Annotated in this window: 27 protein-coding genes and 1 riboswitch; of the genes, 6 read left to right on the top strand and 21 right to left on the bottom strand. The window is 33.6% G+C overall.

Annotated features, from left to right (window positions below):
* Positions 1–32 precede the first annotated feature (32 nt).
* The 3 genes from J5Y03_RS07930 to galU are packed head-to-tail and all read right to left on the bottom strand — an operon-like array spanning position 33 to position 3,616.
* Complete coding sequence (locus tag J5Y03_RS07930; RefSeq protein ID WP_209404332.1) at positions 33–2,000, bottom strand: alginate lyase family protein; 1,968 nt, start codon at positions 1,998–2,000, stop codon at positions 33–35.
* 29 nt (positions 2,001–2,029) lie between these two features.
* The gene (locus J5Y03_RS07925; protein WP_322099564.1) at positions 2,030–2,701 is read right to left on the bottom strand and encodes a sugar transferase; all 672 of its coding nucleotides are present in this window, start codon (positions 2,699–2,701) and stop codon (positions 2,030–2,032) included.
* 21 nt (positions 2,702–2,722) lie between these two features.
* Positions 2,723–3,616, bottom strand: coding sequence for a UTP--glucose-1-phosphate uridylyltransferase GalU (galU, locus tag J5Y03_RS07920; RefSeq protein ID WP_209404533.1), 894 nt, complete (start codon positions 3,614–3,616; stop codon positions 2,723–2,725).
* A gap of 812 nt (positions 3,617–4,428) precedes the next feature.
* A riboswitch (cyclic di-GMP riboswitch) is annotated at positions 4,429–4,602 on the top strand.
* A gap of 34 nt (positions 4,603–4,636) precedes the next feature.
* Here galU and J5Y03_RS07915 point away from each other — a divergent pair.
* Both J5Y03_RS07915 and J5Y03_RS07910 read left to right on the top strand, forming a co-directional pair.
* Positions 4,637–4,774 carry a hypothetical protein gene (locus J5Y03_RS07915; RefSeq protein WP_209404329.1) on the top strand — a complete coding sequence of 46 codons (138 nt, stop codon included), beginning with the start codon at positions 4,637–4,639 and terminating at the stop codon, positions 4,772–4,774.
* 55 nt (positions 4,775–4,829) lie between these two features.
* Positions 4,830–5,150: a helix-turn-helix domain-containing protein gene (locus J5Y03_RS07910; RefSeq protein ID WP_209404327.1), complete on the top strand. Its 321-nt coding sequence runs from the start codon at positions 4,830–4,832 to the stop codon at positions 5,148–5,150.
* Between the two features lie 582 nt (positions 5,151–5,732).
* Here the strand turns inward: J5Y03_RS07910 and J5Y03_RS07905 are convergent.
* The 5 genes from J5Y03_RS07905 to J5Y03_RS07885 all read right to left on the bottom strand — a co-directional run bounded on the left by J5Y03_RS07905 (position 5,733) and on the right by J5Y03_RS07885 (position 9,652).
* On the bottom strand, positions 5,733–6,542 hold the full coding sequence (locus J5Y03_RS07905) for a M73 family metallopeptidase (RefSeq protein WP_209404325.1): 810 nt from the start codon (positions 6,540–6,542) through the stop codon (positions 5,733–5,735).
* A 75-nt stretch (positions 6,543–6,617) separates the two neighbouring features.
* The gene (locus J5Y03_RS07900; RefSeq protein ID WP_209404323.1) at positions 6,618–7,136 is read right to left on the bottom strand and encodes a TasA family protein; all 519 of its coding nucleotides are present in this window, start codon (positions 7,134–7,136) and stop codon (positions 6,618–6,620) included.
* Positions 7,137–7,245: 109 nt separating this feature from the next.
* A complete protein-coding gene (gene sipW, locus J5Y03_RS07895) occupies positions 7,246–7,803 on the bottom strand; it encodes a signal peptidase I SipW (RefSeq protein ID WP_209404321.1) in 558 nt (185 codons plus the stop codon).
* A 13-nt stretch (positions 7,804–7,816) separates the two neighbouring features.
* Positions 7,817–8,866, bottom strand: coding sequence for a hypothetical protein (locus tag J5Y03_RS07890; RefSeq protein WP_209404319.1), 1,050 nt, complete (start codon positions 8,864–8,866; stop codon positions 7,817–7,819).
* A gap of 261 nt (positions 8,867–9,127) precedes the next feature.
* Positions 9,128–9,652, bottom strand: a complete 525-nt coding sequence (locus J5Y03_RS07885; RefSeq protein WP_209404317.1) for a signal peptidase I — start codon at positions 9,650–9,652, stop codon at positions 9,128–9,130.
* 321 nt (positions 9,653–9,973) lie between these two features.
* Here J5Y03_RS07885 and J5Y03_RS07880 point away from each other — a divergent pair, with 321 nt between their 5' ends.
* Positions 9,974–10,453: a CarD family transcriptional regulator gene (locus J5Y03_RS07880; RefSeq protein ID WP_209404315.1), complete on the top strand. Its 480-nt coding sequence runs from the start codon at positions 9,974–9,976 to the stop codon at positions 10,451–10,453.
* A 129-nt stretch (positions 10,454–10,582) separates the two neighbouring features.
* Here J5Y03_RS07880 and J5Y03_RS07875 read toward each other — a convergent pair whose 3' ends face one another.
* The 4 genes from J5Y03_RS07875 to J5Y03_RS07860 form a co-directional block, all read right to left on the bottom strand.
* The gene (locus J5Y03_RS07875; RefSeq protein ID WP_209404313.1) at positions 10,583–10,783 is read right to left on the bottom strand and encodes a cold-shock protein; all 201 of its coding nucleotides are present in this window, start codon (positions 10,781–10,783) and stop codon (positions 10,583–10,585) included.
* Positions 10,784–11,341: 558 nt separating this feature from the next.
* On the bottom strand, positions 11,342–12,262 hold the full coding sequence (locus tag J5Y03_RS07870) for a lipase family protein (RefSeq protein WP_209404311.1): 921 nt from the start codon (positions 12,260–12,262) through the stop codon (positions 11,342–11,344).
* Positions 12,263–12,414: 152 nt separating this feature from the next.
* Positions 12,415–14,046, bottom strand: coding sequence for a M14 family zinc carboxypeptidase (locus J5Y03_RS07865; protein WP_209404309.1), 1,632 nt, complete (start codon positions 14,044–14,046; stop codon positions 12,415–12,417).
* Between the two features lie 260 nt (positions 14,047–14,306).
* Complete coding sequence (locus J5Y03_RS07860) at positions 14,307–14,762, bottom strand: C40 family peptidase (protein WP_209404307.1); 456 nt, start codon at positions 14,760–14,762, stop codon at positions 14,307–14,309.
* 312 nt (positions 14,763–15,074) lie between these two features.
* Between J5Y03_RS07860 and J5Y03_RS07855 the strand changes: the two genes are divergently transcribed.
* Both J5Y03_RS07855 and J5Y03_RS07850 read left to right on the top strand, forming a co-directional pair.
* On the top strand, positions 15,075–16,700 hold the full coding sequence (locus J5Y03_RS07855; RefSeq protein WP_209404305.1) for a hypothetical protein: 1,626 nt from the start codon (positions 15,075–15,077) through the stop codon (positions 16,698–16,700).
* Positions 16,678–19,434: a DEAD/DEAH box helicase gene (locus J5Y03_RS07850; RefSeq protein ID WP_209404303.1), complete on the top strand. Its 2,757-nt coding sequence runs from the start codon at positions 16,678–16,680 to the stop codon at positions 19,432–19,434. Before J5Y03_RS07855 ends, J5Y03_RS07850 begins: the two co-directional genes overlap by 23 nt.
* Before the next feature lie 115 nt (positions 19,435–19,549).
* Here the strand turns inward: J5Y03_RS07850 and J5Y03_RS07845 are convergent, their stop codons facing one another.
* The 8 genes from J5Y03_RS07845 to J5Y03_RS20090 all read right to left on the bottom strand — a co-directional run bounded on the left by J5Y03_RS07845 (position 19,550) and on the right by J5Y03_RS20090 (position 25,297).
* Entirely contained in the window at positions 19,550–19,939 is a 390-nt protein-coding gene (locus tag J5Y03_RS07845; protein WP_209404301.1) for a hypothetical protein, read from the bottom strand.
* A gap of 287 nt (positions 19,940–20,226) precedes the next feature.
* Positions 20,227–20,649, bottom strand: a complete 423-nt coding sequence (gene fabZ / locus J5Y03_RS07840; RefSeq protein WP_209404299.1) for a 3-hydroxyacyl-ACP dehydratase FabZ — start codon at positions 20,647–20,649, stop codon at positions 20,227–20,229.
* Between the two features lie 99 nt (positions 20,650–20,748).
* Complete coding sequence (locus tag J5Y03_RS07835; RefSeq protein ID WP_209404297.1) at positions 20,749–21,570, bottom strand: flagellar hook-basal body protein; 822 nt, start codon at positions 21,568–21,570, stop codon at positions 20,749–20,751.
* Positions 21,571–21,609: 39 nt separating this feature from the next.
* The gene (locus J5Y03_RS07830) at positions 21,610–22,446 is read right to left on the bottom strand and encodes a flagellar hook-basal body protein (RefSeq protein ID WP_209404295.1); all 837 of its coding nucleotides are present in this window, start codon (positions 22,444–22,446) and stop codon (positions 21,610–21,612) included.
* Positions 22,447–22,641: 195 nt separating this feature from the next.
* Positions 22,642–23,613, bottom strand: coding sequence for a nuclease-related domain-containing protein (locus J5Y03_RS07825; RefSeq protein WP_209404293.1), 972 nt, complete (start codon positions 23,611–23,613; stop codon positions 22,642–22,644).
* Between the two features lie 229 nt (positions 23,614–23,842).
* Positions 23,843–23,965: a hypothetical protein gene (locus tag J5Y03_RS19990; protein WP_280849729.1), complete on the bottom strand. Its 123-nt coding sequence runs from the start codon at positions 23,963–23,965 to the stop codon at positions 23,843–23,845.
* A gap of 61 nt (positions 23,966–24,026) precedes the next feature.
* Complete coding sequence (locus J5Y03_RS20095) at positions 24,027–24,563, bottom strand: MFS transporter (protein WP_322099560.1); 537 nt, start codon at positions 24,561–24,563, stop codon at positions 24,027–24,029.
* Between the two features lie 74 nt (positions 24,564–24,637).
* Positions 24,638–25,297: an MFS transporter gene (locus J5Y03_RS20090; protein WP_322099559.1), complete on the bottom strand. Its 660-nt coding sequence runs from the start codon at positions 25,295–25,297 to the stop codon at positions 24,638–24,640.
* Positions 25,298–25,518: 221 nt separating this feature from the next.
* Here J5Y03_RS20090 and J5Y03_RS07815 point away from each other — a divergent pair, with 221 nt between their 5' ends.
* Positions 25,519–25,770: a hypothetical protein gene (locus J5Y03_RS07815; protein ID WP_209404291.1), complete on the top strand. Its 252-nt coding sequence runs from the start codon at positions 25,519–25,521 to the stop codon at positions 25,768–25,770.
* A 72-nt stretch (positions 25,771–25,842) separates the two neighbouring features.
* Here J5Y03_RS07815 and J5Y03_RS07810 read toward each other — a convergent pair whose 3' ends face one another.
* Positions 25,843–26,952, bottom strand: a complete 1,110-nt coding sequence (locus tag J5Y03_RS07810; protein WP_209404288.1) for a GerAB/ArcD/ProY family transporter — start codon at positions 26,950–26,952, stop codon at positions 25,843–25,845.

Here is a 26,952-nt window from a genome sequence, read left to right as displayed (position 1 = left end):
TTTTAATTATCCTGATCAAATTACTCACCCTCTTAGACAAAGTTTATCGTTGTCTCTAATGAATCATGAACACTCTCTATGACAAGTTTTTTACTTTTTCTCTTTAACCCGTAACTGGTAGAAATATCAACATCTTCAACTTTACTTTTGACCTCTTTATTAAATTGAATCATTAAAGTAAGATCACCTTTTTGAATTACAATATAGTTTTTAGATAGATTAATGGACGTTTGTGAATCTAAAATAAAATTGAGTTTATAACTTGATTGATTTTTCGCACCGATTAATTCCTCTTTTAGTTCGATAGATTTTTCCCCTAATAAAAAACTTCTTTTATGAATAACACCACACTTATTGACATACCCGTGATGTTGACCAACGAATTTATTAGTATCTACCTCTAAACACTCTGAAAATGTTTGTTCCTTCATATAAAATAAATTTTCACTGTCAAAATCATTTTGTTCGTAACCAGGAATCTCTAATGTGTTATGCATTTTTGTACTTCTAAATAGGTTACGAAGTTTATAATCACCAGTGTAAATAAAAGCTCCGGGATCAACAAAAATGTCTTCTCCATCTATGTTCAAAGTAAAACTTAATTGATCATTGTGACTGTGTACACCTTCACCTCTAAAAGAATTCTCACCACAACGAATGCTGCAATATGCTCTTTCATTTCTGAGAATATAATACCCTCCATTTTCATATGACCTAGACGGTAAAACTGGGTTGCTATCGCTACTATTCAAGTCACCATTTATCCATAAAGCATCTTCTTTAAAAGAGGATCCAAAGTATCTAAAGTCGTCTCGATTAAAATATTCGCCTCCGACAGCTAGTAAGTGTCTAAAATCATCCTTGTCCCATTTGGCGTAATTAGAAAATATCGTCAGTCTCCCATCATCGGCATCACCTATAATTGGACTTTTCCCATTTGGTTGTGTTAAATGCAAAATAAATTCACACATTTTTTCTAACCGCTCTATAAATTCTTTGGAAAACGTTAGATTATTCTTTGTACATAAAATGGTTGTCAGCAAAAATAATTCTGTCACTAGTCTATGATAAGCTGTAGAGGCTTCATAATTCGTCCCATCCTTATTTACTTGAACATTCATTTCTTTTTCTATTTCTTTAAGGCCATATTCTAACCAATGTTTAGGTTGATTTTGATTTTTAGCACTCGGAATATTTAACTCTCGAAAATATAGACCAATCCAAATTAAGCCTACAATATTCGATAAATAGTGGTTTCCAGTATGACCATCCTTATTCTCTAAATTTTTATAAATAAACTTTCCATGTAAATAAAGACTTTTATTAAAATCGAGCCAGAATTTTTCATTCAGTACTTTAGAATCCTGAAAGAAATAATGACCTATAATCCAGTTAACAGCTCGAATTGCTACATCCATTGTACAAGTCCAATTCACAGACATCTCAACCGGATTATTCTTTATCCAATCTAGTAACTGATCTTTAAACTCAATTGCATATTTCTCATTGCTTGTCAGCCAGTAAGCTTTTCCTAACGTAGCAATATGTTGAGATCTAGACAATTCCCACGGTACCTTTACGTCAGCATTATTCTTTAAGTCTATAATTTCAATGTCTTTATAAAATTGGTTGTCCCATATAAATCCAGTTTTAAAGTCCTCGTTCCAAGGTAGCTTTTCACCTAGATTCTTATCTCCCGAACCTAATAAGTTAAACACATGATTACAAACTCTTTCCGCATCTTTTCTAATGTCTTCTTCTACACATAAGTCCTTTAGCTTTTTCAAATAATGTAATTTATTTTCCGGTTGAAAAAAAAATACACATGAAGACTTAAAATCTTTAAACAAAGAGTCTTCAATGTGTATCGGTTTTTTAGAAATAATAATTTTACGTCCTTTATAATAAATTTCTTCTTTTAGTTTGTTCAGCACTTTTTGAATAATGACACGTGGTGGCTTCCCTTTTAGCTTTCGTACTTTCAATAAAAATCGAGCCATATTCTCCTCCAAAAAAGTGAAAAATGATTTTAATAAGCACCGTTTGAACCAACTAATACCTTGAATGTTTTAAGAATAATGAGCAGATCAAATAAAAAATTTCTATTTTTAATATATTCCAAGTCTAACTCAACCATTTGATGAAAATTCAAACCGTTCCTACCTCTAATCTGCCAAAGACCTGTACACCCTGGAATCACCTTTAGGCGTAACTTCTCATAGTTTGTATATTGTTGAACTTCTCTCGGTAATGGAGGTCTTGGACCAACTAAGCTCATTTCTCCACGTATCACATTCCAGAGTTGCGGAAACTCATCCAGACTCGTCTTTCGAATAAACTTTCCTATTTTTAAAAGTCTTGGATCATTTTTTATTTTAAACATTGCCCCACTAATTTCATTGTACTTTAAAAGTTCTTGCAGTCTTTCCTCTGCGTCAGGAACCATTGAGCGAAATTTATACATATTAAATACTTTACCGTTTTTTCCTACACGTTCTTGTTTAAAGAATACTGGGCCTTTCTTACTTTCTAATTTAATAAAAAATGCTATGACTAGAAATATCGGAGAAAATAATACTAAGCCCAACAAAGCTCCTAAAATATCAAATGTTCTTTTTAAAAAATGATAAAACGCACTTTTCTCGGTAAAATATTGTGACTCCTGAAGGGATGATTGTTTTGGTTCTGATGCTATTTCTATGCTCACGAAATCTCACCTCACTCATTTGGTAATTTGAACTTTTCTCTCTTTAATAAATGAATCTAAAAAAGTTAATAGTTCATTTCGGATTGTTTCATCTTGTATCGCAAAATCCACCGTTGTTTTAATAAATCCTAACTTATCACCAACATCATGCCTTTTTCCTTCAAATTCATATGCATATACATTTTGGAACTCATTCAGTTTTTGTATCGCATCTGTAAGCTGAATTTCGCCACCAGCTCCTACATCTTGTCCTTCTAAACAACTAAAAATCTCGGGAGTTAAGATATATCTTCCCATAATGGCTAGATTAGAAGGTGCTGTTCCTTGCTTCGGCTTTTCAACAAATTGATGGACTTGATAGAGCCTTCCCATTGCTTCTGCAGGATCAATAATGCCATACCTAGATGTTTCTTCTGTTGGTACTTGTTTTACACCAATGATCGATGCCCCTGTTCGTTCATACTCTTCAATTAATTGCAGCGTGCAAGGCTTTTCGCTTTGTACAATGTCATCACCAAGTAATACAGCAAACGGTTCATTTCCAATAAACTTTCTAGCACACCAAACCGCATGTCCGAGTCCTTTAGGTTCTTTTTGGCGGATATAATGGATATCGATCATACTTGAGGAATGTACCACTTTTGCTAACAAATCGAACTTTTCTTTTTGCAACAGGTTGTACTCTAATTCAAAAGCATTGTCAAAATGATCTTCAATTGCTCGCTTTCCTTTTCCAGTAACAATAATGATGTCTTCAATCCCAGATTCAATTGCTTCCTCCACAATGTACTGAATTGTAGGCTTATCAATAATTGGAAGCATTTCCTTTGGCATTGCTTTCGTTGCAGGAAGGAATCGGGTGCCTAGTCCTGCAGCTGGAATAATGGCTTTCTTAACTTTTTTCTTCAGCACTCTATACCCCTCTTTTCTTAATTTCTTATAAATATTTAGCTAAACTTACCAGTAATAGGCTTAGGTAAACATTCATAATTAAATAGTATGTATGTGGGCATCTAACCCATCCTCACACCACACCAATGGCGACTAACGCCTAAGGTAGATTCTTCTACCCACAATATGACCGAGTGCCTTCATTGATAAAGGTAAGAAGACATCACCTTTTTTTACTTAAAAAACTTCAAAATATATAGAACCTAAACTTTTAGTCTATTCATATATCAATAATTTTTTTTAATAACCTTCATTTGCTTAACTTAAGGATTTTGAATTTATTAGCAGGAGGAAATGACTATTTCAAAAACATTCTAAGTCCTATTTAATGTTTATCCTTCTATTTTTCAAATTAGTACAAAGCCTTCCGTTTTTTAATACGACAAAGCTAGTCTCGAACATTACAAATAATGACAAATATGGATGGGAACTGACCTATTATTTAGAAGGAGTTATCTTTTTGAATAGAGGTATAGAATGACCAGTTCATGAAGAGGTATCTATTCAGCCATTCGATGATATTTTTAATAGATGTCGAAAGATTATTTCTTAAATATTTTCCTCATTAAGTAATTTAGTATCATTTTTTCGGTGTTTCTCTTGTTTAATAGGATTTTTGTACTATACAAATATAATTTGGAGGATTTGAGTAAATTACAAATTATAACAATTCTTTCTTTAGAAAGTTTGTATAATAAGAAATGGATTAAAATAGTTAGAAAATTCATTAAATATTTTTTAACATTATCCACCTTTGTCTTAGCAATTCCTTCAGAAAAAGGCAAACCATTTGAAAAAATGGGACGCAAAGCTACAGATCTACAATACACTCTTAAATTAGAAATTTTTCGCACAATCCTATGCATGAATGACACTAGTTCAACGTATACATAGTTCGTGCGAAACTTTTAGGAATAATGTATCATGATGGCTGAGCTACCTGGGTATAAAAACCCAACTTTTAGGAGGTACGTATTCATGCAAGTTAGTTTGAAAGAAAGCACAAATGAGCTAAGCTGGATGGATTTACTACTCGAATGTATCGAAATAGGAATGACTCCATCTGAAGTTCAAGCATTCATTTCTCAATCAACTACTGTTGCAAATCAAGGCTAGGAGAACCCATACCCTTATGATATAATACTAGTAATAATTTAAAGGTGTGGAGACAATGATTGGAGAACGTATCAAAAAACTACGCTTGCAGCACGGTATGTCACTAACAGAACTAGCAGAACGAGCAGGGGTCGCGAAATCCTACATCAGTTCGATCGAACGAAACCTACAAAGCAATCCTTCCATTCAAGTACTTGAAAAAATAGCAACAGTCTTTCATACAACAGCAGAGAATCTATTAAAAGAAAACCAAGAACCAGTTGCAGTAGACAACGAGTGGATGCAAATCCTTAAAGAAGCAATGGAATCCGGTGTATCAAAAGAAGAATTCAAGAATTTCATAGAGTTTAATAAATTTAAACAAGGTAAACAGTAAGCCTCAACACTCATTTTGAGTTAGTTGGGGATTATAGTTTACCTTGTTTAGTGTGCATTTATTCTTTATAAAGAACTTTACAATAAAAAATTAATGATCTTTCCTCTGCTATTAGGTTTCTTCCTATAGAACTCTACAATCTTACTTTTCTCCATTACTTGTTTAAGCTGTTCTATTGTTTCTTTTAGATTGCATTTGCCGATATACATATCATTGATATAAAGTAGGGCAATAGATTTGTTTATTGGTTTTAGTGAGATGGATTGATTTTGGAGTTTAAAGATTATTGGAGGTTCGGCTTCTGGTGGGATATTTGGGAATAGGCGCATATTTTTTTGGTATCCTTTCTAAAGCATTCTTTAAATCATTTGTTTTCATAGTTTCATTATAAAGAACAAAAAAGGGTAAATAGAATAGAGTTAGTAGTAATATGTATTATCGAATAGTTATAAAAAAAATCTTCTTTTACTCGTATAATATCAAAACAGTAATGAACCAATTGAGCTCCAAATACTAGTGTCTTTTTCAATTAGATCAGTTTAAGAAATAAAGCACTACCCGTAGATGGATAGTGCATTCATCTTACTTTTTATTTGGGTTATTTTTTAATTGCTCAAAAGTTGATACGAAATTAAACTTAACTTCCTTATTTTTAACTAAGTTATTTTCTGGATTATCTGTTAGTGTTACATTATACGCTAAGTATCTTGATTCTCCGACAGGCACAACAAAGTTCTTTCCATTTAAGAATGGTTCAGTTGCACCTGTAGTTGCTAAATTCTCAAGGGAACTTACATAAATATCCTCTGGAATAGCTGTGATAGGTTCATTTTTCTTATCATTAACTAGAATCTCCTTATCAAGAAAATACTCTCTAAGATCGGCAGTTAATGTTTGAAGTGCCTTAGCTGATAAGTCCCAACCCCATTCTTTATAATCTTTAAACCAGTCATCTACAATTTGATTTGCCTTATCAATTGCTGTTGCATCTAATGCCTTACCATCTTTAGTTTTAAAAGACATTAATGTAACAATCGATTGTTTTGCAAAATTCTTTGCATCTTCACCTGTGTATTCTGCTTTAATACTTCCTAACATTGCATCCACGTTACCATCATTTTCATAGAACATTCCTCTTGTGTGTGTATCTTTTGGCTGCCATAAACCAGTACCCATTCTTCCATCAACCGTATCATTTGTATAGAACATTGGTCCTTCAATTGGAATATCATGACGATGTTCTGAAATATGTACATTACCTGCTTTAAACGTGTTCCCTACATTTGATGCTGATCCAGTGAAAAGAGCGTATGTTGCTCCGCCTACTAATAGACCAATTGTAAGCGTACTTGTACCGGCCAATAAAGCTAATTTCTTTTTAGAAAAATTCATAACTTACTCTCCTTTTTAGTCGATTTTTTTCCAGAAATTAGGAGAGAATACTTTCATACTCTCTCCTATGATTTATTAGTTACCCCAAGAAGATGGGCCTGAGTTATCTGTTTTTGTATTATTTTTAGCTTGAACAGCTTGAACTTTAATATCGAATGTTCCTGTTGCATTTTCATATGAATTATCAGCATTTATATCGAAATTATAATTAACTGCAAATGATTTTTCTTCACCAGGTGCTAATAATTGAGCATTTCCATCATGAATATCTAATGTTACTGGTTTTGAACCTGCAAATAATCCACCATTTTTGTTCTCAACACTAGCTAAATGAACCCAAGAAGCTACATTCCCGTTATTTTTTACTTTTAAATATGAAGTTCCATTGTCTCCAGGTACTAAGAAACCTGTTGTACCATTAACATTATAAACTTTACCACCAGTTGTATCTTGGATGCTTACATTACCAGCTGCAAATGTATTACCAGTGTTAGATACTTGTGATGTAAATAATGCAAACGTTCCACCTGCTACCATTGAAGCTGCTAATGCAGTACCACCCATTGCTAAAGCGATTTTCTTTTTAATTGACATTTGAAATGTCCTCCCTTTGTTTTTTAAGTAATTTTTTTAATTAATTATATTAAACCTTCATTCTTTATTAAGAACGAAAGAATTTAAACAGATTTAGGATACTTTAATTTTAAGCTTTTACACTTTCTTCTTTCTTATCCAGTTTTATGATGGAAAGGAATAAACTAATCATTTGCCATAAAAAGATTGCAATTCCTGGTACAATCATCAGTGAAATGATTCCCATCTTTGTTTTTGAAAAAGCAATGATATATCCTAGGTAAGGAATTGTAAAATTACTATATTTATCAACGATATTCGCCTGTGGGATTGGTTTTGGATCTTGCGAATCGTTGTTATCCCCTTTTGTAATAAAAGATAATTGACCATTTTCGGTTTTAATTTCTTTAATTCTATGTGTTATTTTCATGTTAGGATCATTTATAGTTTTATAAGTAACTACATCGCCAACTTTTAAGGTTTTGGGATCAGTGACAGGTTTAACTGCAATGACTGAACCAGTCATAAAAGTGGGTTCCATTGAACCAGATAGGACAGTCAGTAACTCATTTCCAAAGATCTTTGGTTGGCCACCATTTATTTTTGCAGAGATTGTAAAGAATAACATCGTTGCCAAAAATATAACTAAGACAAATGTGATTGTATTACTAATAATTTTTTTAATCATCCTGCTTACTCCCTTATTGATTTGTATTTGAATTTGTTGGCTGACTTTGTGATTGATCATTTTTTACATTATTGTTTTGATCGTTCTCACTATTATTATTTTGAGAATCTTGTGAGGATGAATCTTGCTTCTCTTGTGATTGAGTGTCTGAAGTAGCATCTGAAGAGGTAGCATTTTCATGATCTTTTTTCTTTTTTTCAATTTCTTCTTGTTTCTTCTTTTCTTCTTCAGCTTTTTTCTTAGCTTCTTCTTCAGCTTTTCGTTTAGCTTCCTCTGCTTGTTTTCTTGCTAATTCTTCTTGTTCACGTCGAACTCTTTCATTTTCAGCTTTTGCGTGTGCAATCTCGTTTAGTAAACTATCTTTTTGGTTTTCAAAATCACTGTAGTAAGACTGCACAAAATCATTTACTTTTTTACTACTTTCAACTTCCAATTGGAAAGTTTCGATATATGTAGATAAACTATTATTTAGATCATTTTTGAAGGATTCAGTTTGTTCTAAATAAAGAACGAATGTGTAAGGAGCAATTTCACCTTTCAATAATCCACTTAGTAGATCTTGATATTTTTGTTCATCGGATAGTAGTAAATAATCTACTAGGCTATTACTTTCCATCAAATAATTTTTAACAGTATTAACTGCAACATTGCTTTCATCAGAACTAATTTGTTTTAAACTATCAGGTTTCATATAATGAGTATTTAACAGATTATATACTTCAGTTAGCTGTTTATATTCAGTTTGAGCCTCTTTGAAATATAAGTAAAATTCTTGTTCTCTTACTGATGCTTGATGCGCCATTTCATTAAGCTGTTCATCACTATATTTTTGCTTTTGGTTAAGTGATGGTAAGTTGTTAGTGATGTTTTGTAATGTACTTGGAAATACACAAGCTGCTCTCATTCCTGTTGTAAAAGAAGTTTGATCAGAAAGAAGTGCGTATGTGTTCCCAGTTACATAAGTTAATCCAAACATTGAACCTGAAGTTAAACTGACTATTAACCACTTTCGTAATTTCTTCTTTCGCAAAGTTTTGTGAGTGTCTTTTCTCGTCTTATACATTTTATCACTCCAGTTTCTTTTGTTCTTTTTAAAGAACACCCTACAATGTTTATTATAAAGAATAATTTATTCTTTGCAATAGTTTTTTTAGAATTTTAGTTCTTGTTTTTTCTACATTTTCTGCATTTTTTGGAGTTGAAATGGAATAAATTACCTATTAGTCGAATTCATTATAAAGAACAATATTATATATTCATTCTTATATTCAATAAATCCTTCTTTTAACAAATTTTTTTCTAAAATTTGATTTCGTAACGGGTTCTATACCTTTACATAAGACTTCTTATAAAATTTAAGTCCCATTAAAATAAGCAATACTCCTACAATAACTAATAGTAAATACGATCTTCCATTACCATTAACTAATTTAAATACATATCCTACATATGGAATCGTAAAACCACTATACACTGAAACAATTTGATCTTGTGTTACTACCCAAGGATCTTTCACTGGGTTTGCATCACCTTTTGTTTCGTAAAAGTTCTTTCCGTTAGCGTGAATAATCTTATGAATACGGTGAGTTACAAGAATTGTTTCATTATATGGCATTTTAAATGTGATAATCTCATTTTTGCTTAGTTTCAATGAAGGTGTTTTTTTACTCACTAGAATAATTGAACCTGTATGGAGTTTAGGCTCCATTGAACCAGATAAGACATAATACAATTGATGGCCAAAAATTGTTGGAACTTCTCCATTTATCCTTGCTAAAGCTACTTTATAAAATGTGAATAATAAACAACTAATAAATAGTACAGTTAACATTTTTTTTAAAACATTCATTTATTGTTCTCCTAAATAAAAGTTATACTTTTCTTTACTAGCCAACATTAGCATGGTCACATTTATTGGAATATAGACAAGATTTTTCAATTACATTTAAGGATCTTCTTATAAGGGGAATATGGATTTGTTCGATAATTTGTTATCATTACTGTCTTCACTCCTACTATAATGTTATGACATTTGCAGGATATTCCTAAATACATACTAATCGATAAAAAAACTATTGACATTTTTTAGAAACAAATGATAATATAGTAATTTTATTATTCTCGAAAAAAGTGTTATACTTAGTAAGTAGATTTCTAGGAGGTGGATACATTGTTCAAAATTGGCGATCAAATTATATATCCAATGCACGGTGCAGCAGTAATTGATTCAGTCGAAGAAAGAGAGATTGAAGGTAGAACGCAACAATACTTTGTCCTTCATATCTCTACCAATGATATGAAATTAATGATTCCTAAAGCAAATGTATCTAACTCAAACATTCGTCTAGTCGGTGATCAAGCATTACTTGAAACAGTTTTAGATGACTTTTCACATGGGGAGCCTGATCAATTTTCATCTTGGAAACAACGATACGATTCAAATATGAAAAAGCTAAAATCAGGTGAGTTACTTGCAGGTGCACAAGTCGTTCGTGATTTGACACTTCAGAATAAGGAAAAGAAACTGAATTCAAGCGAAAAACAGATGCTTGATAATGCGAAAAAAATGTTTATTAGCGAAATTAGTCTAATTAAAGGTATTAGTCATAATCAGGCAACTGAATATTTTAATGAGACTTGGGTTAAGTGAATAGAACTTTATTGAGATAGAGTAGATTAGACTCTATTTTTTTTTGTGATTTTTTGATTTTTTGACCTTTTGAGCATAAAAAAAACTGTCAGCATTATGCCGACAGCCTTTTTCACACACTCGTGAAAATTATAATTTTGTTACGTTTTCAGCTTGAGCGCCACGGTTACCTTGAGTGATATCAAAGCTTACTTTTTGGCCTTCTTCAAGAGATTTGAATCCGTCACCTTGGATTGCTGAGAAATGTACGAAAACATCTTCTCCACCTTCAACTGAAATAAATCCAAAACCTTTATCTGCATTAAACCATTTTACTGTACCTGTGTTCATAATGAACCTCCATATATCCTGTTTATTTTTTTTTACTCAATGAGTACTGTTAAGAAAGAATACATATATTAGAACAGGAAATAAATTCGGCCGTTTTAACACATGATTTTTAATTACCGTTTCTTATTAAGTATTATTTAATTTTATCATTGATAAGCGTTAATATCAAACTTTGTTTTCATTTCCCGACTACCAATTTATAGGTTACCCTCATTTCAGGTTTATTTTTCTTATTTTTCTTGATAATTCAGCCGTTTTCTTTTTGTTTTTGGCAGGCTTGCTCGGTTTTCCGCCCGCCTTGCCAATTTATTCAACCATTTCTCAGTGTTTTCCAGCCGTTTCATCCAATTATTCGGCCGACCAAACTGTTTATGGTCCATTTTCTACAATATATGAGCCATTTTTCCATTATATGGGCCATTCCACTCTTTCTATCAGCCCCCCCTCATTAACCATTTAGTCCAAACACAAAAATAAAATAGCACTCCCCCATCTAATTAAAGATGATTCAGTAGTGCTATCCATAAAATTCAATCTTGCCATCCCCCACCAAACCCACTACTTCCAAAACACCTTTTCAAATTCAGTCAAAGAATGATAGGGATAAAGTGGGCGAAGTTTAGACGCTCTAGTCCACATATCATTACCTTGGTTTAAAGCTTGAAGTGCTGTTTTGTATTTTTCGTCAACTGTGATGTAGTTGGTGTTACCAAGATGTTGTAACGTGTAGCCTGTGATTTCTTTAAAGAATGTTCCGTTTGCGTAGTCTAGTGGGTCTCCCATTATGATGTAATTTGTGAAAATTGGTTTGTATGCTTTTTGTAATGCGACCGTTTTATTGTGTAGTTTTTTATCTTGATTGTCTAATAGGATACCTAATGCATTGAATGTGACTCCTTGGATAATTGGGTATTTGTTCTTGTTGCTTTCATTCAGACGGTATCCGACGTATTGAGCTATGTACCCACCGAATGAGTGCCCCGTTAGATAAATGGATGAATTTGCATTTTTCTTTTGTTTTAGGACAGACCTGACCCAGTCATAAGCTACTGTTCCTTCGTCATCGACAACGACTGGGGATGTTTGATTTGTGGGAGGTTGAAAATCTGCCAATTTTAAATAGATTGCCTGTAAATTAATTGATCGTAGTCCACTAAATGAGAAAATGATGCTATTGGTTTTCACATTTTTTAATGCGATCGCTCCGTGATTTCCATTAATCATTTTTGCTGAAAGTAGACGATAGCCTGATAAATTATTGTGCACCTTTGTAGAGAGAGGCTGTGTTATCAGTTGATGATCTATAATTGGCTTACCTATTTCATCAGGTTGAAACTTTTCATACGCTAATTCTGCTGCCGCTAAAAAAGTTTCATTTGATAACTTTTTCGGAAATATTTGTTGTTGTCTGCATCCTGCTGATGTAGTCATAAATGTCATTGCAGCGACACAAAACAAGACCACTCGTACATGCTTCACTTATCCTTCCCCCTCCAGAAACGTTTTTTAATATCATATGTCCATGCACAGTTCTCGTGTTTTTTTATTTCCAAAATAGGCTTTTTCTATTCACAATACATAAAGTGATTTAAAAACCCACCTATTTTTAAGAATAAGTGGGCTAAAAAAACTTATTGACTAGCCATTAGTAAGCCAATTGAACGATTACGTCTATATATGTCATTAAAATATGAATTTGGAATTGGACGTTTCCCAATATATGGAGCAATTTCAATTGTAAGGCCTGGCTGCTTTGACATCGTAACAAACCAATCCTTATATCCTCCACCACTAGGATCCTTTTCAGGAAGAACTAAAGAGTATCCTGTCATTTTAGCTGCTTTTAATGCAATCTGTCGGTCGCGGGCAGATCGCTTACTATCTTGTTTAAAATTCCAAAATATGATATTACCAGATGAATGATAGGCAACAGTGTTTTTAAAATGGTGCTTTAAGGTAAACTGATACATCGCTTTTGATTCTGGCTCACTAAGTGGTCTTGTCCCTTTATAATTATCTGGTCCAGGTTTACTTTGGTTATTTTTAATACGATCCCAGTTTGCAGGATATTGACGGTTCAAGTCTACGCCTCGAACATTAGCCTTCCAAGCAGAAAAGTCTTTGTTCCCATTATTTAGTTTAAGAACTTGAGCAGGGTTTTTGGCACTTTTATATCCTTGTTGGACAAGCATGACCCCATCAGGATTCACCATTGGAACAAAATATATTGATGTTCGATTTAATGTAGAACGTACATTATATCCATTAATGGTTGAATTTTTTTCATAAGCTGCTGCATAGTCATCGATCATTTCCATTGTTAAGTTTGTCGTCATATGCTCTCGTGCATGATGAGAAGCATTGATACTAATCTCTTGTTTCCCTGTTCCTAATTTCAACGCATATAGAGTTCGTCCATCAACAGATGTTCCAATTTTCTCAAGCTTAGCAAAGTTAGGGTACCATAAAACAATTTCATTTAAATCTTTAACCATTTGATCGTACGAATAGTTTCCTTTTGGATTCACGTAGTCCCAAGTACGCACAGATACATCTTGTTTATTGATTAACCCTTTTCTATCGCCCAATTCTACCAGAAAATAATTCCCATACTCTTGCAGAACTGTTAGTTTTTGATTTGCATTAAGCTGAGCTAATAGGTTAGTAATTGGATAAGTTGAAGCATCATATACGTTTGTAGTATGTAACGTCATTATTTCATTATATTTGACCGGCTTACCAATCGGAGCTTTTGAAGGTAATTGATCAGTTACAAAAGGCAGTGTATTTACTTTCTCAATTAGCGCCTGTCCATTTGACCATTTCAATACAAAATAGTCTCCTTGTACTCGGGTACGTTTAAAAACTTGGCCCTTTTGTAGTGTCCCTACTTTTACTAGTTTACCATTCTCATTTTGATAGACATTTGCGTTTGAAATAACTTGAAGTAATGGCGCATCTTTATAAATTTCCCAAGGAGTCGCCTCTCTCACATTGTCCTTCAATACATACCCAACTTGACCTTGAAAAAGCACATATACTTTGCCTTCTTCTTCATGATCAACTTGTAACAACTGATTGGCTGGAATTTGTACTGTTTTTGTTTCCTCTGTTTCTGCGTTCACCACAACTGTCATTGTTGTTTCCCCTAATGTTACAACATACTTCTTATCTGTTGGTGGCATCGTTGTTTCCGCACTTACAATCGTAAATGATTGAAACACCGTTAATAATACAACAATCAAACTTACTATTTTCCTCATGTAGTCATCCCCCCAATAGAACTAACATTTTCTCTCTATTTCTAAATAACAAAACAATATTTATATAATTTAAAAGAATACTAGCGAACAGATTCTTGACTATCAAAAATACAATAAACATTAGATTAAGTCGAGAATCTATCTTTTATTTAAATAATCTTTCAAATTTTTAACAAATGTTAATTTGAGACCAAATAAAAGACCCTACATCTTGATAACATCAAAATGATAAGGTCTTAGCATCTCTTATTCTATCTAACTTATTTTAATACTCTTTTTGCACCAACAAACTTAGGGCCCCAATAACCGCTTTTAAGCGAATCAATTGCAATCCCTTTACTGCTTGATGCACTAATAAATTTATCTTTACCTACATAAATACCTGCATGAGAGATTCCTGACTTATACGTATTACCAAAGAATACTAAATCTCCAGGCTGTAAGTCATCAGAGTCAACAGATGAACCAACATTATATTGATCTCCTGAAGAACGTGGTAAATTAATGCCAGCTTGTTTATACACGTAACGGACGAATCCAGAGCAATCAAATCCATTTGGAGTAGTTCCTCCAAATACGTATGGAGTACCAATATGTTCTTTTGCTTGTTGCACTATATCGCTACCATCCATAGTTGCTGCTGATGTGTGTCTTAGAGGTTGACCAACTAGGATAAGAAAAAGTATTGAAAGTAGTAAGATCCCTTTTTTCACCATTTTCACTCCTATGACATGTAATTTTCTACATTTTTTACGAACTTTTCTGATAATTCGATAATAACATCTGAATATTACAGTAATATTACAGGTTGTTTACTGTTCTTTTAAAAAACATGTCATTTTTATGGAGTTTTATTTCATATTTTGTAAATCTTTGGAAAAACTTGTCCGTTTTCCCCTTGTTTATTACGATTTTAACGATATAACATGTATTGTTACATTCAATCTTTTTCAGAACAATCTTGTTAACTCATTTAATTTTTAAGGGTATAATAATAAGATACGTTGTTTCGGAACAGGAGGTTGACAATGCTTCAACGAGATTTAAAAAAGGACGATGTACTTCAACTAGCCTACTCGATTTTATCCAAGCTTTCGCCAACTAATAAACGTGATTCGGAACTTGTCGAGGATAGTCTACAGCTTTACCGCCAAGGGTTAGTTTACAATGTAGCAGTTGATAAAGGGAGAATTGTTGGAGTTGTTGAGGACGAAGAGCGCATCTACTTACCAATCTTACATCTTGATCACCCTGATCAAAATGGTTGTGATTGCTACGGGGCGCCGCCATGTCATCATCAAGTTGCACTACTTTTTTATGCGGCAGCTTCTCATTCGCTTGTAGGTGAGATCATGCGCAAATTTAAACAGTCTGCTTTATTAGCAATCCCTAGTGTTATGACTGGAAGACAATTACTTGAACAAATGACGATTGTTGAATCAGCTGATTACGAAGAAACCATTCGTCTGTTTGAGCAAAAATATGAAAATTATCTTGAAAATCAGCGGAATTCGGTTTATCAGGATGTTTATTTTATCTATCCACTATACGAACGGTATTATCAACTGTTATTAAACTCACAGCCAAAGCAAGAAAAGGAAAAATTACATTATCAGTTACTTGCGGCTATTTTTACAATGAAAAAAATGGCTTTACAAATGGATATTCAATCTTCACATTACCGAACGAATCATCAGCCTAGAGAAATCATCATGCTCGAAAATCAAATAGACGCATTTACTCGTCAGCTACGTAATATAACAGGTGGATCCTTGAACGAAAAATATGTTCGAGTATTAAAGGAACAGCTTCATGAATTATTATTTAAACCCGCACACTGTTTAGTAGCCCGATATAACGTGTTCCGGGATGTTTATAAAGAATTACTACAATATTCACCAACTGTTATAAAAGATTCGATGGAAGAATTACAAAAAATGAATTCATCCATGACGGTTGAACTTGCACGAGCACACTTGTCATTTATATTACAGGATGATGAGAAAACAATTGCGATTCTATCAAAAGTTGAAGATTCTATTCATTTCCTTATGTATTGGATTGAGTCATTACGCACAGATTCAGACGAAAAACGCTCATTTCCTTATCTAACGTTTTTTTATGAAAAATTACGTGTTTTTTTACGCTCGTCAGAAGATGAATATATGAAACGAATGTATGCAAAGCAATTTCTATCAAGATATGAGTATTTCAGCTTTAAACAAAATGAAATTGCTGGATTAGAGGTTGTATATCAATCGTTGTTGCCATACAGTGAGAATGAGTATGGTGATTACCTAATGCATCATGGCGAATATAAACGCTGGGTTGAGCTTCAAATGGTATTGTACGGTAAAAACCCTGATCAAATTGAACCATCTGATCTTCAAGAAGTCTATCGAGAACAACCCCATATTGTATTACCAATTTATCATTTATTAGTGATTTATCACATTGAACTAAGAAGTCGTGATCATTATAAAATTGCTGTAAGACATTTAAAAAAGCTACGGGCATCTTACCGTAAGTTAAAACGATTAGAAGACTGGGAACGCTATATCACGTATATCACATCAACTTACAATCGACTGCGTGCTTTACAAGAGGAAATAATGAAAGGGAAATTAGTGAATGAACCTACTAACAAATCTTAGTATTCGAACAAAATGGTTTCCTCACAAAGGACTCCTTTTATATGCTACTCAACCTGAAGGGACATTGTTGCCGGTTAGTTCATGGAAGCATCTTATTTTCCAATGGGATGAGGAATCCTATTACGGGACGTTACTTGAACCGAAGCGATTTGATCATTTAGAGGGTATTCTTCTCTCTCCAAAGCAAGCTTTAAAATTTTTTCATCAACATATGGAAAATGAGCTTGTTGAAGTAGACTACTTAGATGAGGCAAAAGACTATCATCATCATGTTCAGTCTTTTTATACTGATTTTTTAGAAGGAAGAGTGTCACCCTCTTTTTCGCATTATCAAATTGGAAATGAGCTATGGAAGGTTGATGGAATGGATTCAGTTGATTCAACCTTACAAGACATTGTTTCAAAAGCAATCAAATCTGAATTCGGGTCACCTTCGTTTGAAACGAAAAGATGGTTACATGCTCGCGGGTTGTTCTTTAAAGATGAGTATTTGAAGCGACAGCTTGAACATAGCATTGATGAAGATGACTGGCATGTAAAGATTGGACTTCGTGATGATGAAGTACCATTTTCAATCCGTTTAGTACTTGAGGAACCACTGAGTGAAAATGAGGATTGGGGCTTACGGACATTTATCATTGACGAACGAAAAACCATTAAGCCTTATGAATACAAAGGACATACTACTTTAAATAAATCGCATCAATCATACTCGGAATATATCGATCGTACATTCCAAGGTGTCGCTTTACTTGTTCCAAATTTAATAGAAGATAACAAGCCAAAAGAGCTTTTATCAGAGCAAGAAGCTTGGACATTTTTAACAAATGATAGCGAAAAAATACTAGCAGCAAATATCCAAGTGCTACTCCCTTCTTGGTGGCAAGCATTGAAGCAAAACCGTATGACATTAAAAGCAAGTGTAAAAGGAAAACCAGCTGGTCAATCTTTCTTTAGCATGGATACTCTTGTTGATTTTAACTGGCGAATATCAACTAATGGTATGGAGCTATCGGAAAATCAATTTCAGCAATATGTAGAAAATCAACGTCGTTTGATTCAGTTTAATGGACAGTGGATTGCACTTGACCCTGCATTTATCGCTCGAATGAAAAAAATGATGGTAAAAGCTGAAAAGCAAGGATTACGTTTTCATGAAGTCTTGCAGCGTGAATTATTACAGATAGAAGAGCAAGTTGTTGATGAAGACTCACCTTTTGCAGATGTTGAAATCGAAGTTGATGAAGTCTTTAGAGAATTAACGAAGCGGTTAACGAATCTGACAAATGTTCCTGTAAGAGAAGTTCCATCAAATCTTAATGCGACATTACGTGCTTATCAGCAAAAAGGCTTTGAATGGCTTCTTCATTTGAAGGATTTAGGGTTTGGTGCCTTATTAGCTGATGACATGGGACTCGGAAAAACAATCCAATCAATTGCTTATTTAGCTTATCGAAAAGAGAATGAGGAAAAGGATGGTGCTTCACTCATTATTTGTCCTACCTCTGTTATGACCAATTGGAAAAATGAGATTGAAACTTTTTATCCTGGTCTTAAAGTCCATGTTCACTATGGTGGAAATCGATATAAGGATGCTGAATTTATTGCAGCTATCCGCGGAGCAGATGTCGTGATCACTTCTTATGCATTAAGTGTACTTGATCATGAGGATTTAAAAAATTATGTTTGGAAGAGCATTATCATTGATGAAGCCCAAAACATCAAAAATCCAATGACAAAACAATCTCGTTCGGTACGTTCTCTAAAGGCTGAACATCGTATTGCACTAACAGGAACTCCAATGGAAAACCGCTTAACGGAGCTTTGGTCGATATTTGATTTTATTAATCGAGGCTATCTCGGCACACTTGGCCGATTTGCTTCTAGTTATGTAAATCCAATTGAAAAAGATCGTGATGAAGCTAAAATTAATGCAGTCCATAGGCTCATTTCCCCGTTCTTATTACGTAGAACGAAGCAAGATGAAGAGGTTGCATTAAATCTTCCTCCGAAACAAGAGCAAAAATTATTATGCCCTTTAACGGTGGAGCAAGCAGCATTATATGAACAGGTTGTTCAAGATAGCTTGAAACAAATTGAATCACTGAATGGCATCGAACGCAGGGGCCGTATTCTATGGATGCTCAATAAGTTAAAGCAAATATGTGACCACCCTTCCTTATTTTTAAAGGAAACACAGTTAATTGATTTTGCAAATCGTTCAAATAAAGTCGAATCCTTATTTGAGTTAGTTGAGGCAATTCTTGAACAAAAAGAAAGCTGTTTAATCTTTACTCAATATGTACGAATGGGTGAAATGCTGAAGGAAGCTTTACAAAACCAATTTGGTCAAGAAGTGTTGTTCTTAAATGGAAGTGTTCCGAAAAATGGCCGTGATTCAATGATCTCACGTTTTCAAAATGGTGAAGTTAAGATCTTTATCTTATCACTAAAAGCTGGTGGTACAGGGCTTAACCTAACTGCAGCAAACCACGTCATGCACTTTGATCGATGGTGGAACCCTGCTGTTGAAAATCAAGCGACAGACCGTGCTTATCGAATTGGTCAAACAAAATTTGTTCAAGTGCACAAGTTTGTTAGCATCGGCACGCTTGAAGAAAAAATCGACAAAATGCTCGAACGAAAACAATCGTTAAATGACACGATCATTACGAGCGAACAATGGATCACCGAGCTATCGATGGATGAACTTGCTGAACTGTTAGGAGTTTAGGGTAGTTAACGGGATTAAACTAATCGACTGATAGAAGTTTCACTTTATCGTAAAATAATTATTTTTATTAAAAAGAAGTAAGTCCTACCTAAATTGTAGAACTTACTTCTTTTATTTATGCCTTAACTAATGATAGTAAACGGTCGATGTGGTACTTTGCCTCTAGCTTGCAAGAATATGTAGGGTCTTCCACTTCAAGTTCTTTTATTAGAGACTCTATTTGTTGCACCTGCTCTTCTGAAGGATCTTCATTAAGCATTTTCTGGATGTCTTTGCTCATTTTGTTCGCTAAATCTGTATGGAACTCTTCACTATTCAGTAACGACTCGTCCACATTCGCTTGCCATGAAGCATTACATTCATTATACTGCTTCCACTCTTGAAGGAAGCCTTCCCAGCTATATTCATCTAGATTCCACTCTAGACCTTTCATATATAATTCAAAAGCTGATTTAATAGAGTTTGTAATGCTGACTTTCGTACCACGTGGTAAATCTTTGAGCATGGTAGACATACCCCCATTTTCGTTTTTTGTGAAAAATCTCTAAGATGTTAATTACCATATAATTGTTATAATAACATAAAATTCAATTATTGAGCAAAATAATTGTAATTTTTAAATAATATGTATTGCTATTTTTACACAAGGCTCTGGTAAAAATATCCAACTCTTTTAGGACAAACAACCAAACCTACTTAACTGTAGAGTTCGGCAGTTTATCCAGATGGATTGAGAATATGACTATCTAAAAAACTGTAACAGAGCCTCATATAAAGCCTATTTTATATAAATTATTTTAATGCAAAAGTTAATTCAGCTTCACATGCAACTTGTCCGTCCACAGTTGCAACTGCTTTTCCTTTTCCAATTGGTCCGCGCATTTTTGTTAGCTCTACTTCTAAACGTAGTACATCACCAGGAACAACTTGCTTTTTAAAGCGACAGCTATCAATTCCAGCAAAAAGCGCTAGACGTCCTTTATTTTCCTCAAGACTTAGGGCAGCAATTCCTCCAACTTGCGCAAGCGCTTCTACAATTAACACACCTGGCATTACTGGATAGTTAGGAAAGTGTCCATTAAAAAATTCTTCATTCGCAGTTACATTTTTGAATCCTACTGCGCGTTTTCCTACTTCTAATTCAGTTACACGATCAACTAATAAAAATGGATAACGATGAGGAATGATTTCTTTTATTGCTTGAATATCTAACATGTTATTCAATCCTTTCAATGCATAATTTATGTATAATATACAAACGAAAAGAAGCTTAATTTTTAATAAGCTTCTATCTATGGTATAACTTTTATGCAATTAACGCAAACCATTAATTAATCCGTTCATTTGATCAGCCATAGTAATTGCACGAGAGCTGAACTGGTAAGCTTTTTGAGTAATTGTTAAGTTGGTCATCTCAGTAGCTAAGTCGACATTTGACTTTTCTAAAGCACCACTTAACCCTTTTACATCATTGCTACTTAACTGTCCTATTGTTTGCCCAACTGTTGCATTATTTGAAATACGAAACAGATTACTTCCGGCACTTTCAAGGTTTTGTGGTTTCAGCACATTTACAATTCCTAGTTGATAGGTTGTTTGTGTTTTATTTGGATTCGTAACAATAAATTGACCCTTATCATCTAATGTAAACTTAGATCTCCCATCAATGATAATAGGTTGGCCATTTTTTCCTAATACAGGATATCCTTCACTTGTTGAAAGCTGAAGCTTAGAACCATCTTTATTAATCGGAAGCAATTGGAAAGAACCATCTCTTGTGTAACGTGTTTCATATACCCCATTTTCTTCAGTTCGCACTTGAAAAAATTGATTTTTATCTAATAAAGCCATATCTAGGTTTCTTTCAGTCCGTTGAATCGCACCTTGATCAAGCTGAAGTGCAGTATCAGCTAATTTTGCACCAACTCCATATCGTATTCCGTACGGTGTTTTGCGCCCTACCTCTGCACTATTAATTGGCTGGTTATTAAATTGTTGGAATAATAATTCACTAAAATTTGTATCACGGCGTTTGTAGCCAGTCGTATCTATGTTTGCGATATTATTACTGATTACATCAAGCTGATTTTGTAACTGCCCCATCGTATTTGAAGCAATGCTCATCATTTGGTTCATTTTTTCCCCTCCCTTTCATTTTATTAAAATAATTTATAACTATCTCAATTTACCAATGTCATTTGCGGCCAAATCCATACTTTTGTCGTATGCCTGCACTACTTTTTGATTAGCTTCAAATGAACGATAAGCTGACATTAAATTTGTATAGGTTGATGTTACATCCACATTAGATCGCTCTAAGAAACCTTGATTGACAGTATAAGAGAGTTGATTATTTCTTGGAGCATTTGGTAATGGTTGGCCATTTGACGTTCTAAATAGACCTTCTCCTTCTTTTAACAAAGAATACGGATTGTTAGAAAAAGCTATTTTTAGTTTGGCAACCCTTTGATTATTTTCTAAAATTGTTCCATCTTCAAGCATTTTAAAATCTGTTGATTGAACATGAATTCGCTTATTATTTTCATCTAGCACATATAGACCATTATTTGTTGTTAAATATCCTTGTTGATCAAGGGCAAAGTTACCGTTACGCGTATAGCGTTGCTTACCTTCTTCATTTTGAACAGCAAAAAACAGTGCTCCCTTTGTTTTGGCAGCTGTATTAAACGGCATAATACGCTCTTGAATCGCAATGTCAGTTGACTTGTTTGTTTGCTGCAAATCACCTTGCGTAAATGTTGGAATTGTTTCTTGCATATACACACCATTATTTAATGTTCCAATATTAGGACCATTTTGCGTTGCATTTGGACTTTGCGGAATATCATCCACGCCCATGCGTTGCATTAACATCTCCGGAAATGCACGCAATGATGCCTGCTCTCCTTTATATCCAGGTGTATTCGCATTTGATAAATTATTCGTTAAATACTCAGTTACTCGCTGTTGTGCAATCATCCCAGCCGCTGCTGTATAAAAGCCTCTAAGCATTTCGCAACCCCTCTCTAGCCTGACAATACAAAAAGTTCTGAACCCATAGAATATTTCAGAATCTATTATATCTCAACTGAATGCAAGATGTATCAGTCTAATAGCATATGTCGAAAAATATGTTTTTAGGTAGAAATGTGGGGGTATAGGGTGATTTTATTCGCAAAGCTAGCGTGGATAAAGATAAACAAGGATTTAGTTGTCGTTAATTTCTAGATAGTAGATTTTGCCTTTGTTTTTTCCAGTGGAGTTTAAGTTCATTGAAGATAGAATTTTCTTAGCAACAGAACTAGAATGCACATTTAAAAATTCTCTTAGTTTTTGATTTGTGATTTCTTTTCCAAAAAGTAAGGCATAGTCATTTAGAGAGTTAATGTGTGCTGTTTTTGACTTATGCTGGCAAATAGAACAAATCCAATTCGCTTCCCGTCTTTCCATAGAGAACGCAAAACAATTTATACATTGGATTCCATTCTGTACTTCTGACTCAGAAATATCCATATGTTTAAAAATATCTATTTCTAGTGGAATATGATTTTCCTTTAGTTCTATTTTAAGTTGTAGGAACTTCTTCGTATTTAATATCTTATTGGGAAATGATTCTTTAATTGATTTGATTTTAAATGGCAGTTTAGCGCAGTGGATCACCTTATTACGTATTTGAGGGTTATTTGAAAATGTTTGAATAATAGTGCGCGGTGTACTAATAACAACGAGAGATTCAATGGGGAGTTGTGAGAGTTTATGCATTTTTAACCATTTCTTAAGCTGACTGGTTTGCCGCTCGACTTGTAATAATGGATCTGAAAATGCTTCCTCTTTTCCACCATAGATTCGTATTAGTTGATTGAAGTCTGGATCAAATTGAAGTGTTCCTTGAATATTTTTTGCTTCTAAAATAAGGACAAAGTGTTGTGACACGATAAGAGAGTCAACTTGAAAATAATGGCTCCCATCATATAATCTTAAATCATGAAAAATCATATACTCATCTTCAGGTAAAAAGCTTAAAGGATAATCTAATTCTTTTTCTCCTTTATATCCAGTAGCTCTTTTTAACAAATTATTAGATATAAACTCTCTTTTTGGGTGGTCTTGTGGAAGTCTTCGTAGGAGTGCTTCTAGCTTTTTTATATAGATTGGCATGTTACGAGGTTTTACGATCATCTTACCTCTCCTTACAAATGTAGTTTGATAATCAATTCGTCTAAAATTGACAATATCCCTTTATTAATGAAGTGGTATGATGAGCATTTTTAGTGTCTGGTAAAATTTATGGCTGGATTTTCTATTAAATTGCTTATTTTCTTCTACTATTTTGGTGTTTTCTACTTTTTATGGGCCGTTTTCTTAAATATATGGGCCATTTCATGGATTACATCGTCCGTTTTATCTGCTATATCGGCCATTTTTTAAATATATCGGCCGTTTCATCTGTTATATCGGCCATTTTCGCAATTATATCGGCCGTTTCATGGATTATATCGGCCATTCCCCAAAATCCACCAAAATTCGACAACCCGCCCCGTCCACACAAAAAAAATCACCGGCAACCCCACAACAGTCACCGGCTCATTCTCCTATTGAGAAACCCCTCTCTCAATTTCAACTTTAGTCGTACTCTTCTCATCTCTAAACTTTGGTAGGATAATCGCAAAGTAGACTCCAACTACTGCTAAGCTGATTCCGACGATTGCGTGGATCCACTCAATTTTTAAGTAGGTTGGGTATAGTAATGCGATTGCACCTAATGTGAGGCTGTGGAATAGCATGTTAATTGGATTAATCCAGCCTTGTACACGTCCCATCATTTTACGATCAACTATTTGAGGAAACCATCCACCTATTCCGATATTAATAATTGGTAGCGCAAGTCCCGTGAATCCAATACATGTGAAATATAAAATGATGCTAGGTGAAAATCCTGCGGCAACTACACCTAATCCAGTTAAAATTAATCCTATGATAATGAGATTTTGAAGCGAAAACTTTTTCGCTAGAATTGATCCAAGAATACTTCCTATCATTACGGTAACTCCAAATACAATACCAATGTAAATATTCATTTCTTCATAAGAATGGGGTGCAAATTTATATTTCAAGATAAACATTGGCATGACAGCAAATCCACCATTAATGACACCAAATAAGATGAAGGCAATTAAGAGTGAACGAAGCAATGGATAATTGATTATATATGAAAACCCTTCTTTAAATCTTTATAAACAATCTTCATATTTAAATCACGTAAAGAATGTTTTCCGTTCGGATTTGTGACTTCAACAGGTATTTTACATCCACTGATTAATAATCCTGAAAGTAGAAATGAAACTAGATCAGTGATAATAGCCGCTTCAACCCCTAAATTCCAATAAACAAAAGTTCCGATTGCTCCACCAAATAACATAAATATACTACTTATCATTTGATTTAAACCAGCAGATGTCGCATATTCATCTTTTTTTAATATCCCTTGAAGAATTGCAGTTTGGGCTGGTTGAAAAAATTTTGATATTCCACTTCGTAAAAAGATAATTGCGAATGTCAGAACAATAAATCCATTCATGACAGAAATTAGAAGTGCTATAGATAATGCTGCGCTTATGTAATCACAATAAGAGGCAACCTTCTTACGATTTAATCGATCCGCTACTACCCCAACAAGAAAAAATACCGCCAAAGTCGGTAGTGAGTACATGAGTTCTGTTATCGTTGCATAGACTGGCTGATGTGAAAAACGCTTTAGTAAATAAAGCATAAATGCCGTCATACCAACAATTGAACCTAACTGAGAAGTAAAGTTTGCTAAAAACAGCATACTAAAATTTCGATTTTTAAAAACACTAAACACCTTTGTTCCCCCTCTTCATAACCATCCTTTCCATTATATATTAAATCTTCAGAAAATATTGATAAAATAAGACTTTTTTCACACAATTGTTTTCGACATTTGTGTTTTGTTTCTTAATTTCAGCATCTACTTGAACACATCGCTTCAATTTGCCATTTTTTTCTTCCTAATACATAAAAATACTCGTTTTCTACCAAACTAAACTAAAAAGGACTGTTTCAATGAAAATTTTCGCTATTTTTATTCTTCTATTTTGTCTAACATTCGCAGTCGTTTTATGGACTAATATGAGCCAATATGAAACTTTCACATCCTATTTTCAATATATCATTCAATTTCGAAACAACTTATCAAGGGAGGATTATGTATTATTAATTGGTTTCTTTTTACCATTAGTCATTCCATGGGTTGTGAATATCTATCAAAATCAAAAGAAAAAAGACAAAGAGGTGTCTAATAAGTCGATTACTTGACTTAGAGACACCTCTTTTACATTTTAGAAAGGTTGATCTATCAATGCCTTTGACTTTTAAACAGCTATAAATTTATCCTTTTGGGACAGCCCTTTCATTTTTGTTTCGAAAAAATGCTATACACAAAAGTAAAAATGGTATGATGATTTGAAATGGAATATGTAAATAATAAGGAATAAAATTTAATCCTTCTTTATAATGAATAATCTGATTTGGTGCCATAGCGAGTGAACAAAATAAAATAATACAGCCAATCGGATAGATTAACTTGTTGGCTTGTTTCAGTTTAAATAAATCAGCAGTTCCAGAGACTGCGCAAAAGAATAATATGCCTATTTTTATGAAACCAATGAGTACCATAATGACGATTACTAATGAATCTAATCGTTGGATAAAACCCGCAATGTTTATATAGCTTACTGCTGTCAAAACTGGATAAGTCGAAATCTTATATTCGGTTTCTCCTATTACTGAAATCTCAAGTAATAAAAAGATAGAAATTAAAATGCCACTAACAGCAATGGCTGATAAACCTATGTTTTTTACCGAGCGCTGACTATTAACAAGTGGAAAGATCATTGTAAATGTGATCAATTCACCAAATGGAGAAGTTAGAGTAGTAGGAAAAATCGCTTTTACAATTGGTTTCCATCCATTTTCTAACACGGGTCTTAAATGATCAAGCTTAATTAAATCACTTATAAACTGAAAACTAACTACCACTACGATAATAAATATCATAATAAAAAAACAAAGTTCTCCTACTCTTGAAAACACTTCAAACCCTTTTAAACCTGCATACATAACCGTAATGATTAAACATATACCCATTATCATAAGTGAAATGGTTGGATATAAAGATATGATTAATAATTGTTCAAAATCTCTTAAGACTCTTGCTGCCATATAAATAAAATAGACTATATAACAAACTCCAATTAGAAAACCCAACTGTTTCCCAACGATTTTTGGAATAAATGATGTTAATGTGAATGTAGGGTAATATTGATATAGTTTAAAATAAATTAAACATAAAAGGCAGCCAAATAAAGTTGCTATTGCAGTCGCTATCCATGCATCTTTTTTTGCAGATGAAGCAATACCGATTAAGACTGAGCTTCCTAATTCATATAATATAATTAAAGAAAAAAACTGAAATCCATTAATTGCTATTCGATTCAT

The sequence above is a fragment of the Gottfriedia endophytica genome (assembly GCF_017814275.1).
Classification (GTDB): Bacteria; Bacillota; Bacilli; order Bacillales; family Bacillaceae_G; genus Gottfriedia; species Gottfriedia endophytica.
This window is presented reverse-complemented; position numbering and strand designations above follow the sequence as displayed.